Raw genomic sequence first — 17,979 nt, 5'->3', positions numbered from 1 at the left:
CCGGCTATAAGTGTGAGTAACATCACTCCAAAGTTCTTTCAGTTCATTCGCTCGTTCACGATCGTCCGGGGAAACGCTTGCAGGTTGAAGACTGGCTTCGCAGCCATGGGCTCGAAAAATATGCGTCGCGCTTTGCAGAGCACGAGATCGGCCTCGATATCCTCGGGACGCTGACCAATGCGGATCTGCGCGAGATCGGCCTGCCGCTCGGGGCGCGCAAGCGGGTTCTCAAGGCGATCGAGGACTTCCAGTCCGACACCGAAGTGACCAATGGCGCGGCCCGGCGCGAGGCTGATGCCGGCGAGCGGCGGCAGATCACCGTGCTGTTCTGCGATCTGGTGGATTTCACCGGCCTTGCCACCGCGATGGACCCTGAGGACCTCGAGGCGCTGATCGCCCGCTTTGTCGAGACCTGCCGCACCGAGGTGGCGCGCTGGGGCGGGCATGTCGGCAATTACCTTGGCGACGGTCTGCTGGTCTATTTCGGCTGGCCGCAGGCCTACGAGGATGCGCCGCAGCGCGCCGCCCATGCCTCGCTGGCGCTGGTACAGGCGGTGGCCCGGCTCCAGGCGCCCTCGGGCCGGCCGCTGCAGGTGCGTGTCGGCATGGCGACCGGGCTGGTGCTGGCGGGGCGCAAGATGGACTCGGGCTCGGTGCAGCTCGACACCGTCTTCGGCAAGACCCCCAACCTCGCCGCCCGGCTCGAAGCCCTTGCCAATCCCGGCGAGGTGCTGATCGACCGGGCGACGGCGGCGCTCCTGCCGGAGCCGCGTTTTGCGATGACCGATCTCGGCGCGCATCTGGTCAAGGGGTTCACCACCGAGGTTGGCGTGGTGCGGCTCGAGGGGGCCTCGATCCAGACCGCGCCCAGCCGGGCGCGCAGCGCGCGGCTGGGCGAGGCGCCGATCGAAGGCCGCGCCAGACCGATGGCCCGGCTGACCGGCTGGTGGCAGGAGGCGGCCACCGGCGAGGGGCTGCGTCTTGTCCTGCTCGAGGGCGAGGCCGGCATCGGCAAGAGCCATGTCAGCGCGCATTTCCTGCGCGCCTGCCGCGCCGCCGGCGGGCAGGCCCACGAGCTGCAATGCTGGCCCTACAACGACAATGCCACGCTCTATCCGGTGATGGCCTGGCTCTGTGAACGGGCCGCCGTGCTGCCCGACGCGCCGATCGAGACCCGCCGCGCGGCCTTTGCCATGCTGGCGGCGCAGCAGGGGCTGGCGCCCGAGGTCTACCTCAGCGGGCTGGGCGATCTGCTCGATCTCGACCCGGCGCTGCTGGTGCAAACCTCGGAACTGCGGCGCACCGCGTGGTTCGGGGCCCTGACCGACATCCTGCGCGCCGAATGTACCCGGGCGCCGCTGCTGCTGGTGATCGAGGACATGCATTGGACCGATCCGCTGACCGACCAGCTGCTGGCGCATCTGGCCGAACATGCCGCCGACCTGCCGCTGGTGATCCTGGCCACCGCCCGGCCGGAATACGCGCCGCCCTGGGCCGGGCGTCTGCCGGTGCGGCGGATCGAGCTCACGCGCGTCGGCCGGGGCGCGGCCGAACGCATGGTGTCGCAACTGGCCGCCGGGCTGGCGCCCGAGCTGCGGCGCAAGATCGTCGAAGCCTCTGACGGCGTACCGCTGTTTCTGGCCGAGCTGACCCGCGACATTGCCAAGCGCAGCGACGACGGCAGCGGCGAAGCCACGCTGACCATCCCCGCGACCCTGCAGGGCGTGCTGGCCGCCCGTCTGGAATCCGCCGGCGAGGCGCGGGCGGTGGCGCAGGTCGCCAGCTGCATCGGCCGGGTCTTCGACCCCGGCGTGCTGGCGCGGGTGATGGGCCGCGACCTGTCGGAACTGGCGCCGCTGCTGGAAACGCTGGAATCGCTGGCGCTGATCGAGGCGATCGAGGCCGGCGATCCGCGCTACATCTTTCGCCACGCGCTGATCCAGGAGGCGGCCTATCAGTCGCAGCCCAAGTCGCGCCGCCGCGCGATCCACGGCGCGATTGCCGACACCCTTGCGGTAAGCCCGACCGCCGATGACCTGGTGCTGGCCAACCACCTGACCGCCGCCGAGCGTTACTCGGAAGCCGTGGCGCGCTGGAAAGGCGCCGGCAGCCGCGCCGCCCGCCGCTCGGCCCAGGGCGAGGCGATCGAGCATTTCCGCCGTGGCCTCGGCCTGCTCGACAAGCTGCCCGCCGGGCGCGACCGTGATGCCCGGCGGCTGGCGATGCTGCTGGCGCTGGGGCCGGTGCTGTCCTCGCACGACGGCTACGGCGCTGAGCCGGTCGGCGCGCTTTATGCCGAGGCGGCGACACTGGCCGATACCGTCGGCCGTCAGGCCGAACGTTTTGCGGTGCGCCGCGGGCTCTGGATGTACCGGCAGATGAGCGCACAATATCCCGCCGCCGAAGAGGTGGCGCAGGAGATGAAGGCGCTGACCGGCGGCGAGGCGCCGAATGCTGCCCTGGCGCTCGAGGCCGAGCGCGCACTGGGCGCCACCGCCTTCATGCTGGGCAACCTGCGCGAGGCGCGGCACCACCTGGAACACGCGATCCAGGGCTATGCCAAGGGCGCCGGCGCCGGCAACATCGCGCTTTACGGCGACGATCCGGGGCTGGGTTGCATGGCCTATCTGAGCAGCGGGCTGTGGTACCTGGGCGAGCCCGAGGCGGCGCTGCGCTGCTGCGACGACATGCTGACCATCGCCCGCAGCATCGAACATCCGTTCTCGCTGGCCCGCTCGCTGACCTTTTCCGCTTTCACCTATCACTTGATGCAGGATTTCGACCGGCTGCTGCCCACCGCGCAGGAGGCCGCCGAACTGGCCGAGCGCTTCGAATTTCCCTTTCACGAAGGGGTAGGGCGCATTCTCTGGGGTTGGGGGCTGTGCAAGCTGGGCGACCATGAGCGCGGCCGCAGCACCATCGACACCGGCTTTGCCCGCTACGAGGCGTCGGGCTGTCACATGTTGCAGCCGCTCTACCTCACCCTGAAGGCCGGTCTGGCGCAGGAATGTGCCATGCCGTCAGAGGCCTGGGCGATGTCGCAGCAGTCGCTGGCGGCGCTGGAACGCAGCCAGGAGAACCTGGTCAGGCCAGAGGTGCTGCGGGTGCATGGCGAGCTTCTGGCGCAGCGCGGCGACGTGGCCGAGGGGCTCTGGCACATCGATCAGGCGCTGGCGGTGGCGCAGGGCCAGGCCTCGGTGTTCTGCGAGCTGCGGGCGCTGGTCTCGGCCTGCCGGATCGATCCGTCGCGGGCGCCGGCGCTGGCCGCCGCCCTGGCGCGCTTCCCGGACGAGATGACCACGCCGGACCTCGCCGATGCCCGCCGCGCGCTGGCCGAGCTGCAGGGCGCGACCTGGTGAGCAATCGCGCGACGCATGACATCTGGAACGGCCAGTCCGGTGCCGATTGGGCGCAGCACCAGCGCGACCTCGACCTCTTTCTCGCCGGCTCGATGGCGCGGCTTGCGGAGCTGCTGCCGCTGGCCCCCGGGGCGCGCGTGCTCGAGATCGGCAGCGGCGCCGGCAGTTTCAGCCTCGATCTGGCCCGCGCGGTGACGCCGGGGGGGGAGGTCCTTGGCCTCGACATCTCCGATCCGCTGCTGGCGCTGGCGCGACGCCGGGCCGAGGGGCAGGCGGGTCTGGCCTTTCGCAAGCTCGACATCCAGACCGAGCCGCTGGACGCGGGCGGCTTCGACATCTGCACCGCGCATCTCGGCATGATGTTCTTTTCCGACCCGGTGCTCGCGCTGTCGCGTATCCGCACCCGGCTGGCCCCCGGCGCGGTGATCGCCTTCAACGGCTGGGCCGGGCGCGACAACCCGTGGTTCTCGATCCCTCTCGGCGTGGCCGAGCGGCATCTCGGCCCGATGCCGCCTTCGCCGCCCAGCAAGACCCCGCCGCCGGGGCCGCTGGCGTTTTCAGATGTGATCTATGTAACAGGGCTTTTGCGCGAGGCCGGCTATCATGATCCCCAAGGCTGGCAAGAGACCTTTTCGATCCGCCATCCCGGAGGACTGAACGCCGTGATGCAGACCCTATCCTACGTCGGACCGATTTCGACGCTCTATCGGCTGAAACAGCCCGACGCCGCCCAGCGGTCGCGGATCGCGGACGAAATCCGCGAGGCATTTGCCCCCTTCATCGACTCCACCGGCGCGCTCGACATGCCGGGGACCCTGTCGTTCTATCAGGCAACAGCCTCGTGAGCCTTGAGGTCCAGTGGCTGCTTCTGCTGATCCTCGGCTTCCAGGTCAAACATCTCGCCGGTGACTACCTGCTTCAGACCCCCTTCATGCTGGCCGGCAAGGGCAGCTACGGTCATCCCGGCGGGCTCTTGCATGCGGCCATCCACGGCGGGCTGAGCGCCGGGCTTCTGGCGGTGGCGGGGGTGGCTTTCGGGGTGATCCTCGGCCTCGCCCTGGCCGAAATCGTGCTGCATTATCACCTCGATTGGGGCAAGGAACGCTGGCTGCGCCAGCGCGCGCTGACCACCGCACAGCCGCGGTTCTGGATGGCGCTGGGCGCCGACCAGTTCCTGCACCAGCTGACCTATCTGGCGATGGCCGCGCTGGCGCTGGGGCTGGCCGACTGAGGCAAAAAATGGCGCCTGCGGCCGGTCGCGGCGCAAAACAGGCTACCAACCGGCGGCGACGGCGGGTAAGCCATGGCGCATCATCCCAACAGAAGCCGAAATACTCCCATGTCTGATGAATTCTACCGCCTGAGCCTGTTGCCGCCCTATGTCATTGCCGAGGTCACGGCGATGCGCGCGGCGGCGCGGCGCGAGGGCCGCGACGTGATCGATCTGGGCATGGGCAACCCCGATCTGCCGCCGCCGCAGCATGTCATCGACAAGCTGATCGAAGTGGCGCAGAAGCCCGACGCGCACGGCTATTCCCAGTCCAAAGGCATCCCCGGGTTGCGCCGCGCGCAGGCGAACTACTACGGCAACCGCTTCGGCGTCACACTCGACCCCGAGACCGAGGTGGTCGTCACCATGGGCTCCAAGGAGGGCCTCGCCTCGCTCGCCACCGCGATCACCGCGCCCGGCGACGTGGTGCTGGCACCCGATCCGTCCTATCCGATCCATACCTTCGGCTTCATCATGGCCGGCGCGACGATCCACGCGGTGCCGACGACGCCCGACGAGTTCTATTTCCAGAGCCTCGAGAAGGCGATCGCCGATTGCCGCCCCAAGCCCAAGGTGCTGGTGGTCAATTACCCCTCGAACCCGACGGCCGAAACGGTGGACCTGGCGTTCTATGAACGCCTCGTGGCCTTTGCCCGCGAAAACAGCCTCTACGTGATCTCGGACCTGGCCTATTCCGAGCTTTATTACGACGGCAAGCCGACCCGCTCGATCCTCGAGGTGCCGGGCGGCAAGGACGTGGCGGTGGAGTTCACCTCGCTGTCGAAGAGCTATTCCATGGCCGGCTGGCGCATGGGCTTTGCGGTGGGCAACCCGCGGCTGATCGCGGCGATGACCCGGGTGAAATCCTACCTCGACTACGGCGCCTTTACCCCGATCCAGGCGGCGGCCTGCGCGGCGCTGAACGGTCCGCAGGACATCGTGGCCGAGAACCGCGCCCGCTATCAGAAGCGCCGCGACGTGATGGTCGAGAGCTTTGCCCGCGCCGGCTGGGAGATCCCGGCGCCGGCCGCCTCGATGTTCGCCTGGGCGCCCTTGCCGCCGGCGCTGGCGCATATGGGCTCGCTCGAGTTCTCCAAGGAGCTTCTGACCCATGCCAATGTCGCGGTGGCGGCGGGCATTGGCTACGGGCCGCGCGGCGAAGGCTATGTGCGCATCGCCATGGTCGAGAACGAACAGCGCATCCGTCAGGCGGCGCGCAACATCCGGCGGTATTTCCAGAAGGTGGGGATCAATACGCCGACGCAGGGCGACTGAGGTCACCCCCCGGGGGGCCAGCCCCCCGGACCCCCCGGCGGTATTTTCAAAGAGAAGAAGATCAGGTCGGTGCCGGGCGGGCCCTGGTGCGCAACAGCAGGGCGGTGCCGAGGCCGCCGGCCGAGGCGATTGCGGCGAGGCCTGTGCCGGGTGTGGCGCGCAGCTGGTGAAACAGGTCGACGGCGAGGATGGTGCCGCTGGCGCCTATGGGGTGGCCGCGGGCGAGGGCGCCGCCGTTTGCATTGACGATCTCGCGGGGGAGTTTGGCGCCCTCTTGGCAGGCGATGGCCTGGACGGCGAAGGCCTCCATGATCTCGGCGCTGACGAGGGTGTTGCGCGGGGTGTCCTGCAGCACCGCCTCGATGGCGGCGACGGGGGCGAGGCCGGGCATGTCGGGGGGGCCGCCGAGGGTCTTGCCGGCGAGGATTTCCGCGCTTTGGCCGCCTTGCGCCAGCCTGTCTGACACCACCAGAACGAAGGCCGCGGCATCGGCGGCGACGGCCATGTTGGCGGCGGTGATCGTGCCGTGGACCTCCGGCGCACGAGCGCAGAGCCGGGGGGTGAGGGCGCGGGTGAACGGGTCGCTGGCGAGGCCGGCAATCTCGACGATCCCGGGAGGTTGGAAGGCGAGCGCCTTGCGATGGCTCTCGATGGCCCAAGCGTCCTGGGTGTCGCGGTTGATCCCGAGGACTTGCGCAAGGCGGTCGGCGGCTTCGGCCATGGCGGGGTCGCGCTCGGGCCAGGGGGTGAAGCGGGCCTGGTCGTAGGGTTCGGGCGGGCGGCCGTCGGCGAAGGTGCGCAGGCGCTGGGGGCGGCGGGAATAGCTCTCGGCGCCGCCGGCGATCACCACGTCATGCAAGCCGCTCTGCACCATGGCCGAGGCCAGGAGCAGCGCGTCGAGGCCGCCGGCGCATTGCCGATCTATGGTGAGCCCGGCGACGCACTCGGGCAGGCCGGCAGCCAGGGCGGCGACGCGCGCCGGGTTGCCGCCGGCGCCGAGGGCGTTGGACAGGATCAGTTCGCCGACGTCTTCCGGTTCCAGACCGGCGTCGGCCAGAAGTGCGGCGATCACCGGCACCGCGATCTCGTGCGGCTCCAGCGTGGCGAAGGCACCGTTGCGCGGCGCCACGGCGCTGCGGCGGGCGGCGAGGATGTGGCTCATGCCTTAACCCTTTGTGCCAGCGCCGCGAGGTCGGGTTTGCCGGCGGGCAGGAGCGGCAGTTCGGCGAGGGGAATGAAGCGGTGTGGCACGGCGTGCGGGGGCAGGGCGGCGCGACAGGCGGCACGCAGGGTCGCCTCGGGGGCGGCGCCCTGGACAAAGGCGATCATCCGGTGGCCGCGCGCGGCGTCAGACCGGGGCACAACGGCGCAGGCGGTGACGCCGGGGACCTGTGCCAGAACCGACTCGATCTCTTCGGGAAAGACGTTGTGATCGGCGACGGTGACCATGCGGCTCTTGCGCCCGCGCAGGAAGAGGTGGCCCGCGGCGTCCTGGTACCCCATTTCGCCGATGCTCAGCCAGGCGCCGTCGCGCCGGGTGTCGGAGGCGCTGCCGCTGGCGTAGCCCTCGAAGAGATAGGGGCTGGCGACCCAGATCTCGCCGGTCTCGCCGGTGGGCGCGTCGATCTTCAGCGACACGCCGGGGTAGGGGCGACCGACCGAACCGGCGGGTGTGGCTGCGTCGCTCAGGGTAATGAAGCTGGTCTCGGAAGCGCCGAAGAAGGCGCGGAGGTCGGCGTGGCGGAAGCGCGTGCGCAGCTGGTCAGCGAGTGCCTGATCAAGCGGGCCGCCGCCGCAGAAGATGTGCCGCAGAGCGGGGAAGGCGGCAAGGCCCGCCGCCTCGGACCCGCGCAGCAGCAGGCGCAGTTGCGTGGGGGTGGCGTAGAGCACGGTGATGTAGGTCTCGACGATGAAATGCGCCTGTGCGCGGGGCCGCATCCCGACAAGCGAGGCGACGTCGGCGCCGAGGTGAAACCCCTCGAGCAGGGCATAAAGCGTGAGCGAATGGCGGAGGTCGCCGAGGGTCGCATAGCGGTCGTCGGCGCCGATGCCGAAGACCTCGGCGGTCACCGCGAAGGACCGCTGCCAGCTCTCGGGCCGTCGGCGGATCACCTTGGGCGCGCCGGAAGAGCCTGAGGTCTCGCAGAACAGCATCGCAGGGCCATCCTCGCGCAGCGGGCCGCGGGCCTGGGACAGCCGCAGGCTGCCGCCCTGCGCCACAGCCGCGCGCAGGGCGGCCAGGCCGGGCGCGTCGGGCGTCAGCAGGGCGCTTGCGGGCGATATGACAAAGCCTTCCGACATGGTCCCGTTCTGGCACATCCCGCGCGCCGAGGCGACGTCAGTAATCACGCTCGTAGAAGATGCCCAGACCGGTGTCGCCATCGCTGCCCAGCCGGCCGCGCACGGTGACGGTGTCGGTCAGGTCGAGGTTCAGGTTGATCTCGCTGGTGCCATCGCTCGAGACGGTGACATCGGTGTAGACCCGCTCGGAGATGTACTTGCCGACGCTGGCCTCGGTATTGCCCTCGGCATCGGTGGCAATGTCGAGATCGTCGACCCCCAACCCTTCGCGCAGGGTGCCGGTCAGCCCCAGCCCGCCCTGGCCCGAAAGCGTGCGGATCGCCGCCGCCAGTTGCACCGCCTGGAAGGCCGAGATCGAGGTCACGTCGCGCCCGAAGAGCAGGAGCGACAGCGCCTCTTCCTCGGGCAGCTCCGGCGAGGAGGTCACCGTCAGGTCGGGTTCGGAGGCCAGACCGTCGAGCCGCAGGGTGACGTCGACATCCTCGACCTGTGTCGTGGCGGCAAAGGAAACCACGGGATCGAAGCTGCCGCGGATCTGCACGTCGCCCTGGGTCAGCGTCAGCCGGTTGCCCAGGAGGTCGAGCCGCCCGCGGATCAGGGAGAAGCTGCCGATCGGCACGATATCGTTGGTCGAGCCGGTGAGCCGCAGGCTGCCGCCCAGCTCGGCGTCGAGGCCGCGACCGCGCACGAAGACCTGGTTGGGCGCGCGCACCAGCAGGTCGAGCGGATAGCTCGGCCCGGTGTTGCGCTGGCCCGAGGGTACAGGTTCGAGCCCGGCAAAGCGCAGGGTCTGGCGCACCTCGGCGGGCGGGTTGACGTGGCGCAGCCCGTCGAGCGCCGAATAGGAGGGGCCGATGTCGGGAATGCGCAGCTCGGCGGTGGCAATGTCGATAACCCCGCCGATGCGCGCGCCGCCGGTGAGCGGCCCGGTCAGGGTGACGCGCCCGCCCAGCCGGGCCTCGTAGAGGTCGGCGTCGCTGAGCAGCACGTTGACAAGATCGGCGGTCAGATCGGCGGTGAAGGGCGGTTCGAGCGCGATCGGCCCGGTCAGACGCAGCTGCCCGCCGCTCGAGATATTGCCGGTCAGCGCCAGCTGCGCCCGGGCGCCGGCGAGGTCGGCCTGGCCGGTGATCCCGTCGAGCGACAGGCCCTGCGCCGGCAGCGCCAGCCGCGCATCTGCGGTGCTGAGCCGGCCCGAGACCGAGCTGAGCGCCGGAGGACCGTTGACCGCGAGGTTGAAGCTGACAAAGCCGCTCAGCGCCTGACCCTGCAGGCGGCGGTTGACCAGTGCCAGCGGCACCCGACCCTCGGTCGAGATGTCGAGGCGCGAGAAATCCTGCGCCACGCGGCCGCGCGCCGCGACTGTGATGCCGCCGGGCCCGGTGCCCGACGCGTCGATGCGCCAGTTGCTGCCCTGCTGATCGGCGGTGCCGGTCAGGGTGGCGGGGCCGGGCAGGTCCTCGACCAGCAGGCCGAGGTTGGCGACGGCGACCCGGTAGGTCAGGCTGGTGCTGCCGGCACCGAAGCCGCCGGTCAGCCGCACGTCCAGCGCCGCGCCGTCAAAGACCACGTTGCGGAAGCTGATCGCGCCGCTGGCGTTGCGCGCGACCGAGACGTCGAAGCGCGAGGTGCCGCGCAGCAGCGGCTCGATCACCGGCACGCCAAAGACCGGGCTGGTGACGGTGCCGTTGGCGTCGATGTCGAAGCTGCCGGCAAGGGCGTCGACCGAGCCTTGGGCCGTCAGCGCCAACGCACCACCCAGCTGTCGACCGGCCAGCGGCGAGAAGGCCGCGAGGCGGGCAATGCGGGCTTCCAGCCGGCCGGCGGCGCGCAGCTCGCTCTGGCCGTCGCCGGTGATGGTGCCGTCAAAGCTTGCGCCGGTGTCGCCGGGCAGCCTTGCGTCGGCGTTCACCTGCCAGACCGCATCGCGGCGCGAGGCGGTGCCGGTAACGCTGGCCGGCCCCGGCAGATCGGGCAGCACGACGCCAAGGTTGATGACCGAGACGCGATAGGTCAGGTCACCGCTCTGCGGCCCAAAAGAGCCGTCGAGATCGGCTTGCAACTGGTCACCGTCGATCACCGCGCGGCGGATGGTGATTTCCTGGCCGACGGCCCCCACGGCAGAAAGGTCGAACTCGGTGGTGCCGCGCAGCAGCCCCTCGGCCACCGGCACGCCGAAGCGCGGGTTGCGCAGGCTGCCGCTGGCCTCGACGTCGAAGCTTTTCGCGACCAGGTCGCCGCGCCCGTCGATCACGACCGAGGCCGCGCCGGCGAGGTCACGCCCGGCGATCTCGGAAAAGGCCGCAAGCTCGGTCACCCGGGCCTCGGCATGGCCGGTGATCAGCAGCGAGGTCTCGCCATCGCCGGAGATCGTGCCGGAATAGCTGGCGCCGGTGCCGCCGGGCAGTTGCGCCTCGGTGTCGATCTGCCAGACCGCGTCCTGCCGCACCGCGGTGCCGGTCAGCGTGGCGGGGCCCGAGAGATCGGGCAGGGCGCGGCCGAGGTCGTCGATCGTCAGGTCAAAGGCCAGGTCGCCGGTCTCGGGGCCGAAGCCACCGGTCACGGTGGCGTTGATCGCCTCGCCGTCGATGACGGCGTTGCGAATGGTGATCACGCTGCCGATGGCGCCTTCGGCCGAGAGGTCGAACTTGGTCAGCCCGGGCAGCAGCGCCTCGGCCTGGGGCACGCCGAAACGCGGATCGCGCAGCGAGCCTTCGGTGCTGAGGTCGAAGCTCTTGGCAAGGATATCGGCCTCGCCCTCGAAGGTCAGGTTGGCCGCGCCCGAGAGTTCGCGCCCGGCCAGCGCCGAATAGGCCGCCAGCCGCTGCACCACCGCCGCCGCCTGACCGGAGATGACCAGCCGGGTCTTGCCGTCGCCCGACACCGCGCCGCGATAGATCGCGGTGGTCTCGCCGGGCAGGGCGGCATCGGCCTCGATGCTCCAGGTGTCGCCGTCCTGAGCCAGCTTGGCGGTGATCTCGGCGGCGCCGTCGAGGCCGGGAACGGCGCGCGACAGGTCTGGCACCTGGGCGGTGATCTCGGCCGAAGAGGTGCCGGTGCGCAGGTTGGCCTTGCCGGTGATGCTGGCGTGATTGGTGCGCACGGTCAGCGGATCGGCGCGCAGGCCGGTCTCGTCGCGGGTCACGCCGAGGCGCAGGATGCCGGCACCTTCGAGCAGCGGATCAAGCTGGGGAATGCCGGTGCCGAGGTCGGTGGTGCCACCGTCGAGCACCAGCTCGGTAACGCCGGTCAGCGGCTGGATGCGGCCGGTGATCGCCAGGTCGGCAGCGCCGGTCAGCGCCACGCCGGCCAAATCGGCAAATCGTGCCAGCGACTGTGCCGACAGTTCGAGGTCTGGGGCCACGGTCAGCGGGTCTTCGCCCTGCAGGCCGCTGATCACCATGCTGCCGGTCAGGCCATAGTCGGCGCCAGTCAGGGCAATGTCGCGCAGGCGCAGCGGTGCCTCGGCGGCCCAGCCGAAGTTGAGCGCGCCGCGCAGCTGCTGGCCGATTGCGCGGGCCAGTGCGGCATCCGCCGGCGCAATGCCCTCGGCATTGACCGAGAGCCCGCCGGTCACGCTGCGGGCGTCACGCTTGATACTGCCGGTGCCGTCGAAGGCCAGGCGCTCGATCTTCAGGCTGGCCTGCTGGTAGCCGCGGGCCGAGCCGTTCAGCGACCAGACATCGCCTGCGGCAGCGTCGAACCGCGCCTTGAGGCTGACGCCCGAGACCGAGGTCAGATCGCCGGGCAGCGGCAGGATCACCGTGTCGCCCTCTGGCGGGGTAATCTCGGCATCCAGCGTAAAGGTCTCGGGCCAGCCGTCGGCGGCAATTCGGGCTTCGCCGGCGATGGTCATGGCGGCGGCCTCGATGCGCAGGGCATCCAGGCTCATCGCGCCATCCGAGCGGCGCTGGCCCGAGGCCACAAGCGCCACGTCGCGGCCAAGGAATTCGCTGAACTGCGGCGCAAAGACCGGGGCGATATCGCCCGACAGGTCGGCGTCAAAGCCGGCGGCGCCATCTTCGGTGCTGCTCAGGCGGACCTGGCCGCTCAAGCGTTCCTCGCCGGCGGTGGCCAGCAGGATATCGGCGGTGAAATCGCTGATCGGGTCGTCGCCCTTGACGCTCAGCGCCACCGAGGGCTTGCCCGGCAGGTCGAGCAGGTTGGCGGCGATGCCGTTCTCGGGCTCGGTCAGCGACAGGTCGAGCTTCAGCTCGCGGCTGGCGTTGTCAAAGGCGGCATCGACCGAGAAGCTGCCCTCTCGGTCAAGCCGCTTGACCTCGAGCTTGGTCTCGCCGGCGCCACCGGCCAGTTGCGCGGTGCCGCCGAATGACATCTCGGCGGCCTCGCCAAACAGCGCCTCGCCCAGGATCGCGCGGTCGATCCGCATCTCGTCGATCTGCACCGAGACCGGCAGCTCCGGCAGGGCAAAGACCGATCCGCTGGCCTCCGGCGTCGGCAGGTCGCTCTCGGCGGGCAGGGGCTTGCGGGGCAGGGCGATTTCCTCGACCGAGATCTCCTCGATCTCGACCCTTCCGCGCAGCAGCGCGCTGCGGTTCCACACCAGGCCCACGCCCTTGGCGGTGAACCAGGCGCCCTCGGGGTCGGTGACGGTGATCGTCTCGATCGTCGCCCGCGAACTCAGCGCCCCGGCAAAACCTTCGAGCCGCACCTCGCGCCCCGGCGCCGAGAGCGCATCCTCGAGAATGCCCTGGATGAAGCCGCGGTCGCTCTCACTGGTCTGCGCGCTGGCCGCAAAGGGGGTGAGAAACAGAAGACAAAGCAGGAGAATCCGCATCAGAAGGCCTGACCAATCCCAATGTAAATTTGCATGCCGTCGCCGGTCTCTCCGGCCACGGGCCCGGCCACGTCGAGCCGGATCGGGCCGACGGGCGTCTTGTAGCGCAGGCCGAGGCCGGCGCCGGCATGCCAGTCGCCCGCTTCGAACATGTCAGCGCCGACGTAGCCGGCATCGGCAAAGGCCACCACGCCGATCTTGTCGGTGACACCGTAGCGCAGCTCGCCCGAGGCGGCGGCAAAGGACCGTCCGCCCAGCGAGGTGCCGTTGTAATCGGCATCGAGCGACTGGTAGGGCTGGCCCCGCACGGTGCCGCCGCCACCGGAATAGAACAGCATGCCCGGCGGTGCATCCTCGGCCTCGGGACCGGTCAGCGCGCCCAGCTGCAGGCGGGTGGCGGTCACGAGGCGCTCTTCCTCGCCAAAGGCGCGGTAGGCGCGGCCATCAAAAGTGAGATGCGCGCCGGGCTGGCCCTCGACGGTTTCATAGAACGGCGTCACCGCCCCGCGCAGGTAGAAGCCCTCGGTGGCATCGAGCGGATCGTCGCGCTTGTCATAGGTCAGCGCCACCGGCAGCGAGATGATCTGCAGGGTGCGCTTGGTCTCGGGCTTGGCATAGCGGTCGGTGACCTCGGAATGGGTCAGCCCGATGCCCAGTTCGCCGGTGAGAAATTCGTTGAACTCGCGCGAGACGCCGACCGTCAGAGTGGCCTTGCGCTCGAGGTAGTCGGGCTCGTCCAGATAGGCGAGGCTGCCGGTGGCAAAGAACAGCGTGTCGGCGCCATAGACCGCCGGCTTGTCGAAGCGGAAGGACAGCTTGTAGTCGATGCCCTCGGTCTCGAGCCCGATCTGGCTGACCGAGCCTTCGACGCGAAAGCGTTCGGCCCCGCCCAGCAGGTTGCGGTGCAGCCAGAAGCCCGAAAGGTTGAGCCCGTCGAACGAGGAATACTCGATGCCGCCGCCGATCCGGCGCGGCTTGCGGTCGATGACGGTCACCTCCATGTCGATGGTGCCATCGGGGTTGATCGCCTCGGCCTGTTCGACCTGCACCGACTGGAAGGTGCCGGTCTTGCGCAGGCGGGCGCCGGCGCGCTCGACCTCGCTGGTGGCGTAATGCTCGCCCTTGGGGATGCCGGCGATCTGGCGCACGCGGGATTCGCGCACGTCGGTCTTTCCGGAAATCACCGTGTCGCCAAAACGCGCCCGCGCGCCCTGGGCGATCTTGAGGTCGACGTCGAGCTGCGCCACCGGGTGGCGGGCGGCAATCGACCGCTCGGAGATCTCGGCCTTGGGATAGCCGCGCTCGCGCCAGTCGCGCACCGCGGTTTGGGCGGCGTCGCGCACAACGGTGGCCAGCGCCGGTTCGCCGGTGCGAAAGCCCTCGACCGGCGGATTGTCGCCAGCCAGCGGTCCGATCTGTGCCCGGCCCAGCCGAAAGCGCTTGCCGGGGTCGACGAAGATGACCACCTCGCCGATCGCGGCAGGCACCTGAAAGGGGTCGATCGTCGCGGCCTCGCGCCCGTCGACCTTGATGCGCACGACGGCGGAATAGAACCCCTGGGCATAAAGCGTCTCGACCAGCCGGGTGTAATCGGCCCGCGCCGCCGCGACCACGTCACGCGGCGGGGTCTCGCTGGTTTTTTCCAGCGAATTCAGGACGGAAGAGCCCTGCAGGCTTTTCGCCAGCGCCTCCGTCTCTTCGGCCTCGCCAAGGCCCACGATCTGCAACTGCACCCGCTCGAGCGCCTGCGCGCCCAGCGGCAGGCTCATCATTGCGGTTCCCAGCGCTGCGCCTGCGAAAAACCGGCCGATCTTGAACATGCTCACTCCCTGCCCCGCCGTTTTTTTCCAGCTTATGACAGAGGCGGATAAGTCACCATGGGCAATGGCTGCAGGGGGGCGAGGTTTTAGCCCGCTGTGGCGAGCAAAGCATCCATGTCGAGATGGGTCTCGAGATGATCGGCCAGCGCATCGAGCGCCGCGTCGACGCCGGCGTCGTAGCCGGCCTTTGACACCACCCCGAACCGCGCCAGAAATCCCGCGCGAAAGCCGTCGTCGCAGAACATCCCGTGCAGGTAGGATCCCTGCACCCGTCCATCGCTTGAAACCGCGCCTTCGGGCGTTTCGCCGATATGGGCAAAGGGGCGGGCGCGGTCGGGGCCGTCGCTCTGGCCCATGTGGATCTCGTAGCCGGCAAAGCCCAGCCCGCTGGCCACATGCACCGCGCGGGTCTCGGCCAGCCGCTTCTGCGGATGCATCACCGTGTCGATCCGCAACAGCCCGAGGCCCGGATCGCTGCCCGGCGCGCCCTCGAGCCCCTCCGGGTCGGCGATGGTGCTGCCCAGCATCTGATAGCCGCCGCAGATCCCGAGTATATGCCCGCCGCGCCGGTGGTGCGCCGCCAGGTCGATGTCCCAGCCTTGGGCGCGCAGGAACGCAAGGTCGCCGCGGGTCGACTTGGTGCCCGGCAGGATCACCAGATCGGCGTCGCCGGGAATGGCGCGGCCGGGGCCGAGCATGGTCAGCCGCACGCCGGGTTCCTGCGCCAGCGGGTCAAGATCGTCGAAATTGGCGATCCGCGACAGGCAGAGGCAGACCACATGCAGCCCGCCCTCGCGGCGCGGCGCATCGACGTCCAGCGCATCCTCGGCCGGCAGCTTCCACGCCTCGGCAAACCAAGGCAGCACGCCAAAGCCGCGCCACCCGGTGCGCCGGGCAATCAACGCGTAACCGTCGTCAAAGAGCCGCGGGTCGCCGCGGAACTTGTTGATCATGAAACCACGCACCATGGCGGCATCCTCGGGGTCGAGCACCGCCTGGGTGCCCACCATCTGCGCGATCACCCCGCCCCGGTCGATATCGCCGCAGAGCACCACCGGCACCCCCGCGGCGCGGGCAAAGCCCATGTTGGCGATGTCGTTGCGGCGCAGGTTGACCTCGGCCGGGCTGCCGGCGCCCTCGACAATCACCAGATCATGCGCGTCCCGCAACCGGCCGAAGCTCTCGAGCACCGCACCCATCAACTGTGGCTTCAGCCCGGAATATTCCCGCGCCCTGGCCGAGGTCAGCCGCTTGCCCTGAACGATCACCTGCGCGCCGACGTCGGTTTCGGGCTTGAGCAGCACCGGGTTCATGTCGACCAGCGGCGCCAACCCGCAGGCCCGCGCCTGCAGCGCCTGCGCTCGGCCGATTTCGCCGCCATCGGCGGTGACGGCGGCGTTGTTCGACATGTTCTGCGGCTTGAAGGGCGCGACGTTGAGGCCCCGCCGCCGCGTGGCGCGGCAGAGCCCCGCCACCAGCATCGACTTGCCGACGTTGGAGCCGGTGCCCTGGATCATCACTGCGGTCATATGCGGCGCCTCGCTAGCAGAGTTATGCCCCTGCTAGCCGCCCCCGCGCTGCTTTGCCAGCCCCGGGTTACGGCCGGCGGGGCGCAGCTGCGGCCAGCGCCTGATCCACCTCTGCCGCTGTCAGCCTGTGCCCCTCTGTGCCGAGGCAGCGGGCGATCTCTGCAGCGTCCGGTCGGGCCGGGCGGTCGCCGCGCTGCGGGCGTTGGCCTGGCTCTGGCCGCTGCGGCAGGCAGGAGGCCAGGGCGCTCTCCGGCACCCCCAGCGCCTCGGCCAGGCGGGTGGCCTCGATCTGCGGCGGTCGCGGCTGCTGCGCGACAGAGGCGCCGGCCAGCAGCGAGAGGCCGCCGAGAAAGAGGATGGCAATGTATTTCGGTCCGCTCTGCATGGTCTGTCCTTTCTCGCGGGACGCAGCCCCCGCCGCCGGGCGACCGGCCCGGACCCCGGCTCCGTGAGTGGCGCCGTCAGCTCCTTGGGGGCATCGGGACAAGCGGGGCCGTCGGCCTGCTACCTGCGGCAGGGGCTGCGGAGTGATCAGACCGCCCGCCCTTCGGACGATCCGGGTCTGAAACGGCCCGCGCCGCCCGTTCCGTCGCAAACTGTCGAAAGTTTTTTGAAAAACCGCCCGCCCAAACGCAAAAGACCGGGCCGAAGCCCGGTCTTTTTGCACCACCCCGAAGAGGGGGGATTTGGTGGACCTGACAGAAGAGGAATCGAACCTTCTTTTTCAGGTTCTTGAGGAATGGGAAAGCCATCTCGCGCACTTAGACCTTAAGGGTCTGGAGCGTGACCATGACAAAACTAACCCATAAATTCAATAACGTAGATGGCCCCGCGCCCGTCGAGAAGTCGCCAGCTAGTAAACCGACGCCGTTTTCCCTGCGGCTAAGCTTCGACGAACGGGCGCGGCTGGAACAAGACGCGGCGGGCATGGCGCTCGGCGCGTATATCAGAGATCGCCTGTTTGGCGAGGATGCCGCGCCGCGTCAGTCGCGCGGCAAGTCTCCTGTCAAGGACTACGCGGCCCTTGGGCGCGTTCTGGCGGCTCTGGGTGCTTCGCGCCTGTCCAGCAACCTCAATCAGCTAGCAAAGGCCGTGAATACAGGCTCGCTACCCGTCACGCCGGAAACCGAAGAAGATTTGCGGCAAGCGTGCAAAGACGTTCAGGCCATGCGGCGCGATCTGCTGATCGCGCTCGGCCTGCATGAATCGGGGTCGGCGTCCAAAGCAGGCATGGACTTGAAGCCGTGATCCTCAAGGCGAAAGAGCGCGGCGGCGGCGCACAACTCGCGCGATACCTGCTCTCGATGCGGGATAACGATCATGTCGAACTGCACGATGTGCGCGGTTTTGTCAGTGACGAATTGCTCGATGCCTTTCGCGAGGTCGATGCGATTGCCAGAGGCACGCGCTGCGAGAACTATCTCTTTTCGGCAAGCTTGAATCCTCCTGGCGGGGCGGCGGTCAGCACGGAAGACTTCGAGAAGGCCGCCGATGAGGTCGAGCGCAGCCTCGGCCTCGAAGGTCAGCCGCGCGCCATCGTCTTTCATGAATGTCAATCGGCATGCAATTTTGACCCCCTATCGGCGTCCAAAAATGACCCCCTGTTTGGCGCACGTGTAGCTGGCCC

The 17,979-nt window shown here is 69.4% G+C and carries 11 protein-coding genes and 1 pseudogene; 6 read left to right on the top strand and 6 right to left on the bottom strand.

The features are described 5' to 3' along the window. The first annotated feature begins 77 nt into the window (after positions 1–77). The 4 genes from ACN0SE_RS09560 (at position 78) to ACN0SE_RS09545 (ending at position 5,904) form a co-directional block, all read left to right on the top strand. The gene (locus ACN0SE_RS09560) at positions 78–3,359 is read left to right on the top strand and encodes an adenylate/guanylate cyclase domain-containing protein (RefSeq protein ID WP_417524287.1); all 3,282 of its coding nucleotides are present in this window, start codon (positions 78–80) and stop codon (positions 3,357–3,359) included. Next, a complete protein-coding gene (locus ACN0SE_RS09555) occupies positions 3,356–4,204 on the top strand; it encodes a class I SAM-dependent methyltransferase (RefSeq protein WP_417524286.1) in 849 nt (282 codons plus the stop codon). Before ACN0SE_RS09560 ends, ACN0SE_RS09555 begins: the two co-directional genes overlap by 4 nt. Beyond that, positions 4,201–4,590, top strand: coding sequence for a DUF3307 domain-containing protein (locus ACN0SE_RS09550; RefSeq protein WP_417524285.1), 390 nt, complete (start codon positions 4,201–4,203; stop codon positions 4,588–4,590). Before ACN0SE_RS09555 ends, ACN0SE_RS09550 begins: the two co-directional genes overlap by 4 nt. A 108-nt stretch (positions 4,591–4,698) precedes the next feature. Beyond that, positions 4,699–5,904 (top strand): LL-diaminopimelate aminotransferase, encoded by a 1,206-nt coding sequence (locus tag ACN0SE_RS09545; protein ID WP_417524284.1) that lies wholly within the window; start codon positions 4,699–4,701, stop codon positions 5,902–5,904. A gap of 61 nt (positions 5,905–5,965) precedes the next feature. Here the strand turns inward: ACN0SE_RS09545 and ACN0SE_RS09540 are convergent, their stop codons facing one another. The 6 genes from ACN0SE_RS09540 to ACN0SE_RS09515 form a co-directional block, all read right to left on the bottom strand. Next, a complete protein-coding gene (locus ACN0SE_RS09540) occupies positions 5,966–7,066 on the bottom strand; it encodes a thiolase family protein (protein WP_417524283.1) in 1,101 nt (366 codons plus the stop codon). Then, positions 7,063–8,253, bottom strand: coding sequence for a class I adenylate-forming enzyme family protein (locus tag ACN0SE_RS09535; RefSeq protein ID WP_417524282.1), 1,191 nt, complete (start codon positions 8,251–8,253; stop codon positions 7,063–7,065). Before ACN0SE_RS09535 ends, ACN0SE_RS09540 begins: the two co-directional genes overlap by 4 nt. After that, the gene (locus ACN0SE_RS09530) at positions 8,243–13,003 is read right to left on the bottom strand and encodes a translocation/assembly module TamB domain-containing protein (RefSeq protein WP_417524281.1); all 4,761 of its coding nucleotides are present in this window, start codon (positions 13,001–13,003) and stop codon (positions 8,243–8,245) included. Before ACN0SE_RS09530 ends, ACN0SE_RS09535 begins: the two co-directional genes overlap by 11 nt. Beyond that, entirely contained in the window at positions 13,003–14,823 is a 1,821-nt protein-coding gene (locus ACN0SE_RS09525; protein ID WP_417524410.1) for an autotransporter assembly complex protein TamA, read from the bottom strand. The genes ACN0SE_RS09530 and ACN0SE_RS09525 overlap by 1 nt, the downstream gene beginning before the upstream one ends. Before the next feature lie 86 nt (positions 14,824–14,909). Continuing rightward, complete coding sequence (locus ACN0SE_RS09520; protein WP_417524280.1) at positions 14,910–16,352, bottom strand: cobyric acid synthase; 1,443 nt, start codon at positions 16,350–16,352, stop codon at positions 14,910–14,912. A gap of 67 nt (positions 16,353–16,419) precedes the next feature. Continuing rightward, positions 16,420–16,737 (bottom strand): hypothetical protein, encoded by a 318-nt coding sequence (locus ACN0SE_RS09515; RefSeq protein ID WP_417524279.1) that lies wholly within the window; start codon positions 16,735–16,737, stop codon positions 16,420–16,422. A 404-nt stretch (positions 16,738–17,141) separates the two neighbouring features. Between ACN0SE_RS09515 and ACN0SE_RS09510 the strand changes: the two genes are divergently transcribed. After that, positions 17,142–17,600, top strand: a complete 459-nt coding sequence (locus ACN0SE_RS09510) for a hypothetical protein (RefSeq protein ID WP_417524278.1) — start codon at positions 17,142–17,144, stop codon at positions 17,598–17,600. Continuing rightward, positions 17,597–17,979 (top strand): annotated as a pseudogene (locus ACN0SE_RS09505) (hypothetical protein); the annotation flags it as partial. The gene ACN0SE_RS09510 and the pseudogene ACN0SE_RS09505, both read left to right, overlap by 4 nt.

Source organism: Marinovum sp., from assembly GCF_048263515.1.
Classification (GTDB): Bacteria; Pseudomonadota; Alphaproteobacteria; order Rhodobacterales; family Rhodobacteraceae; genus Marinovum.
This window is presented reverse-complemented; position numbering and strand designations above follow the sequence as displayed.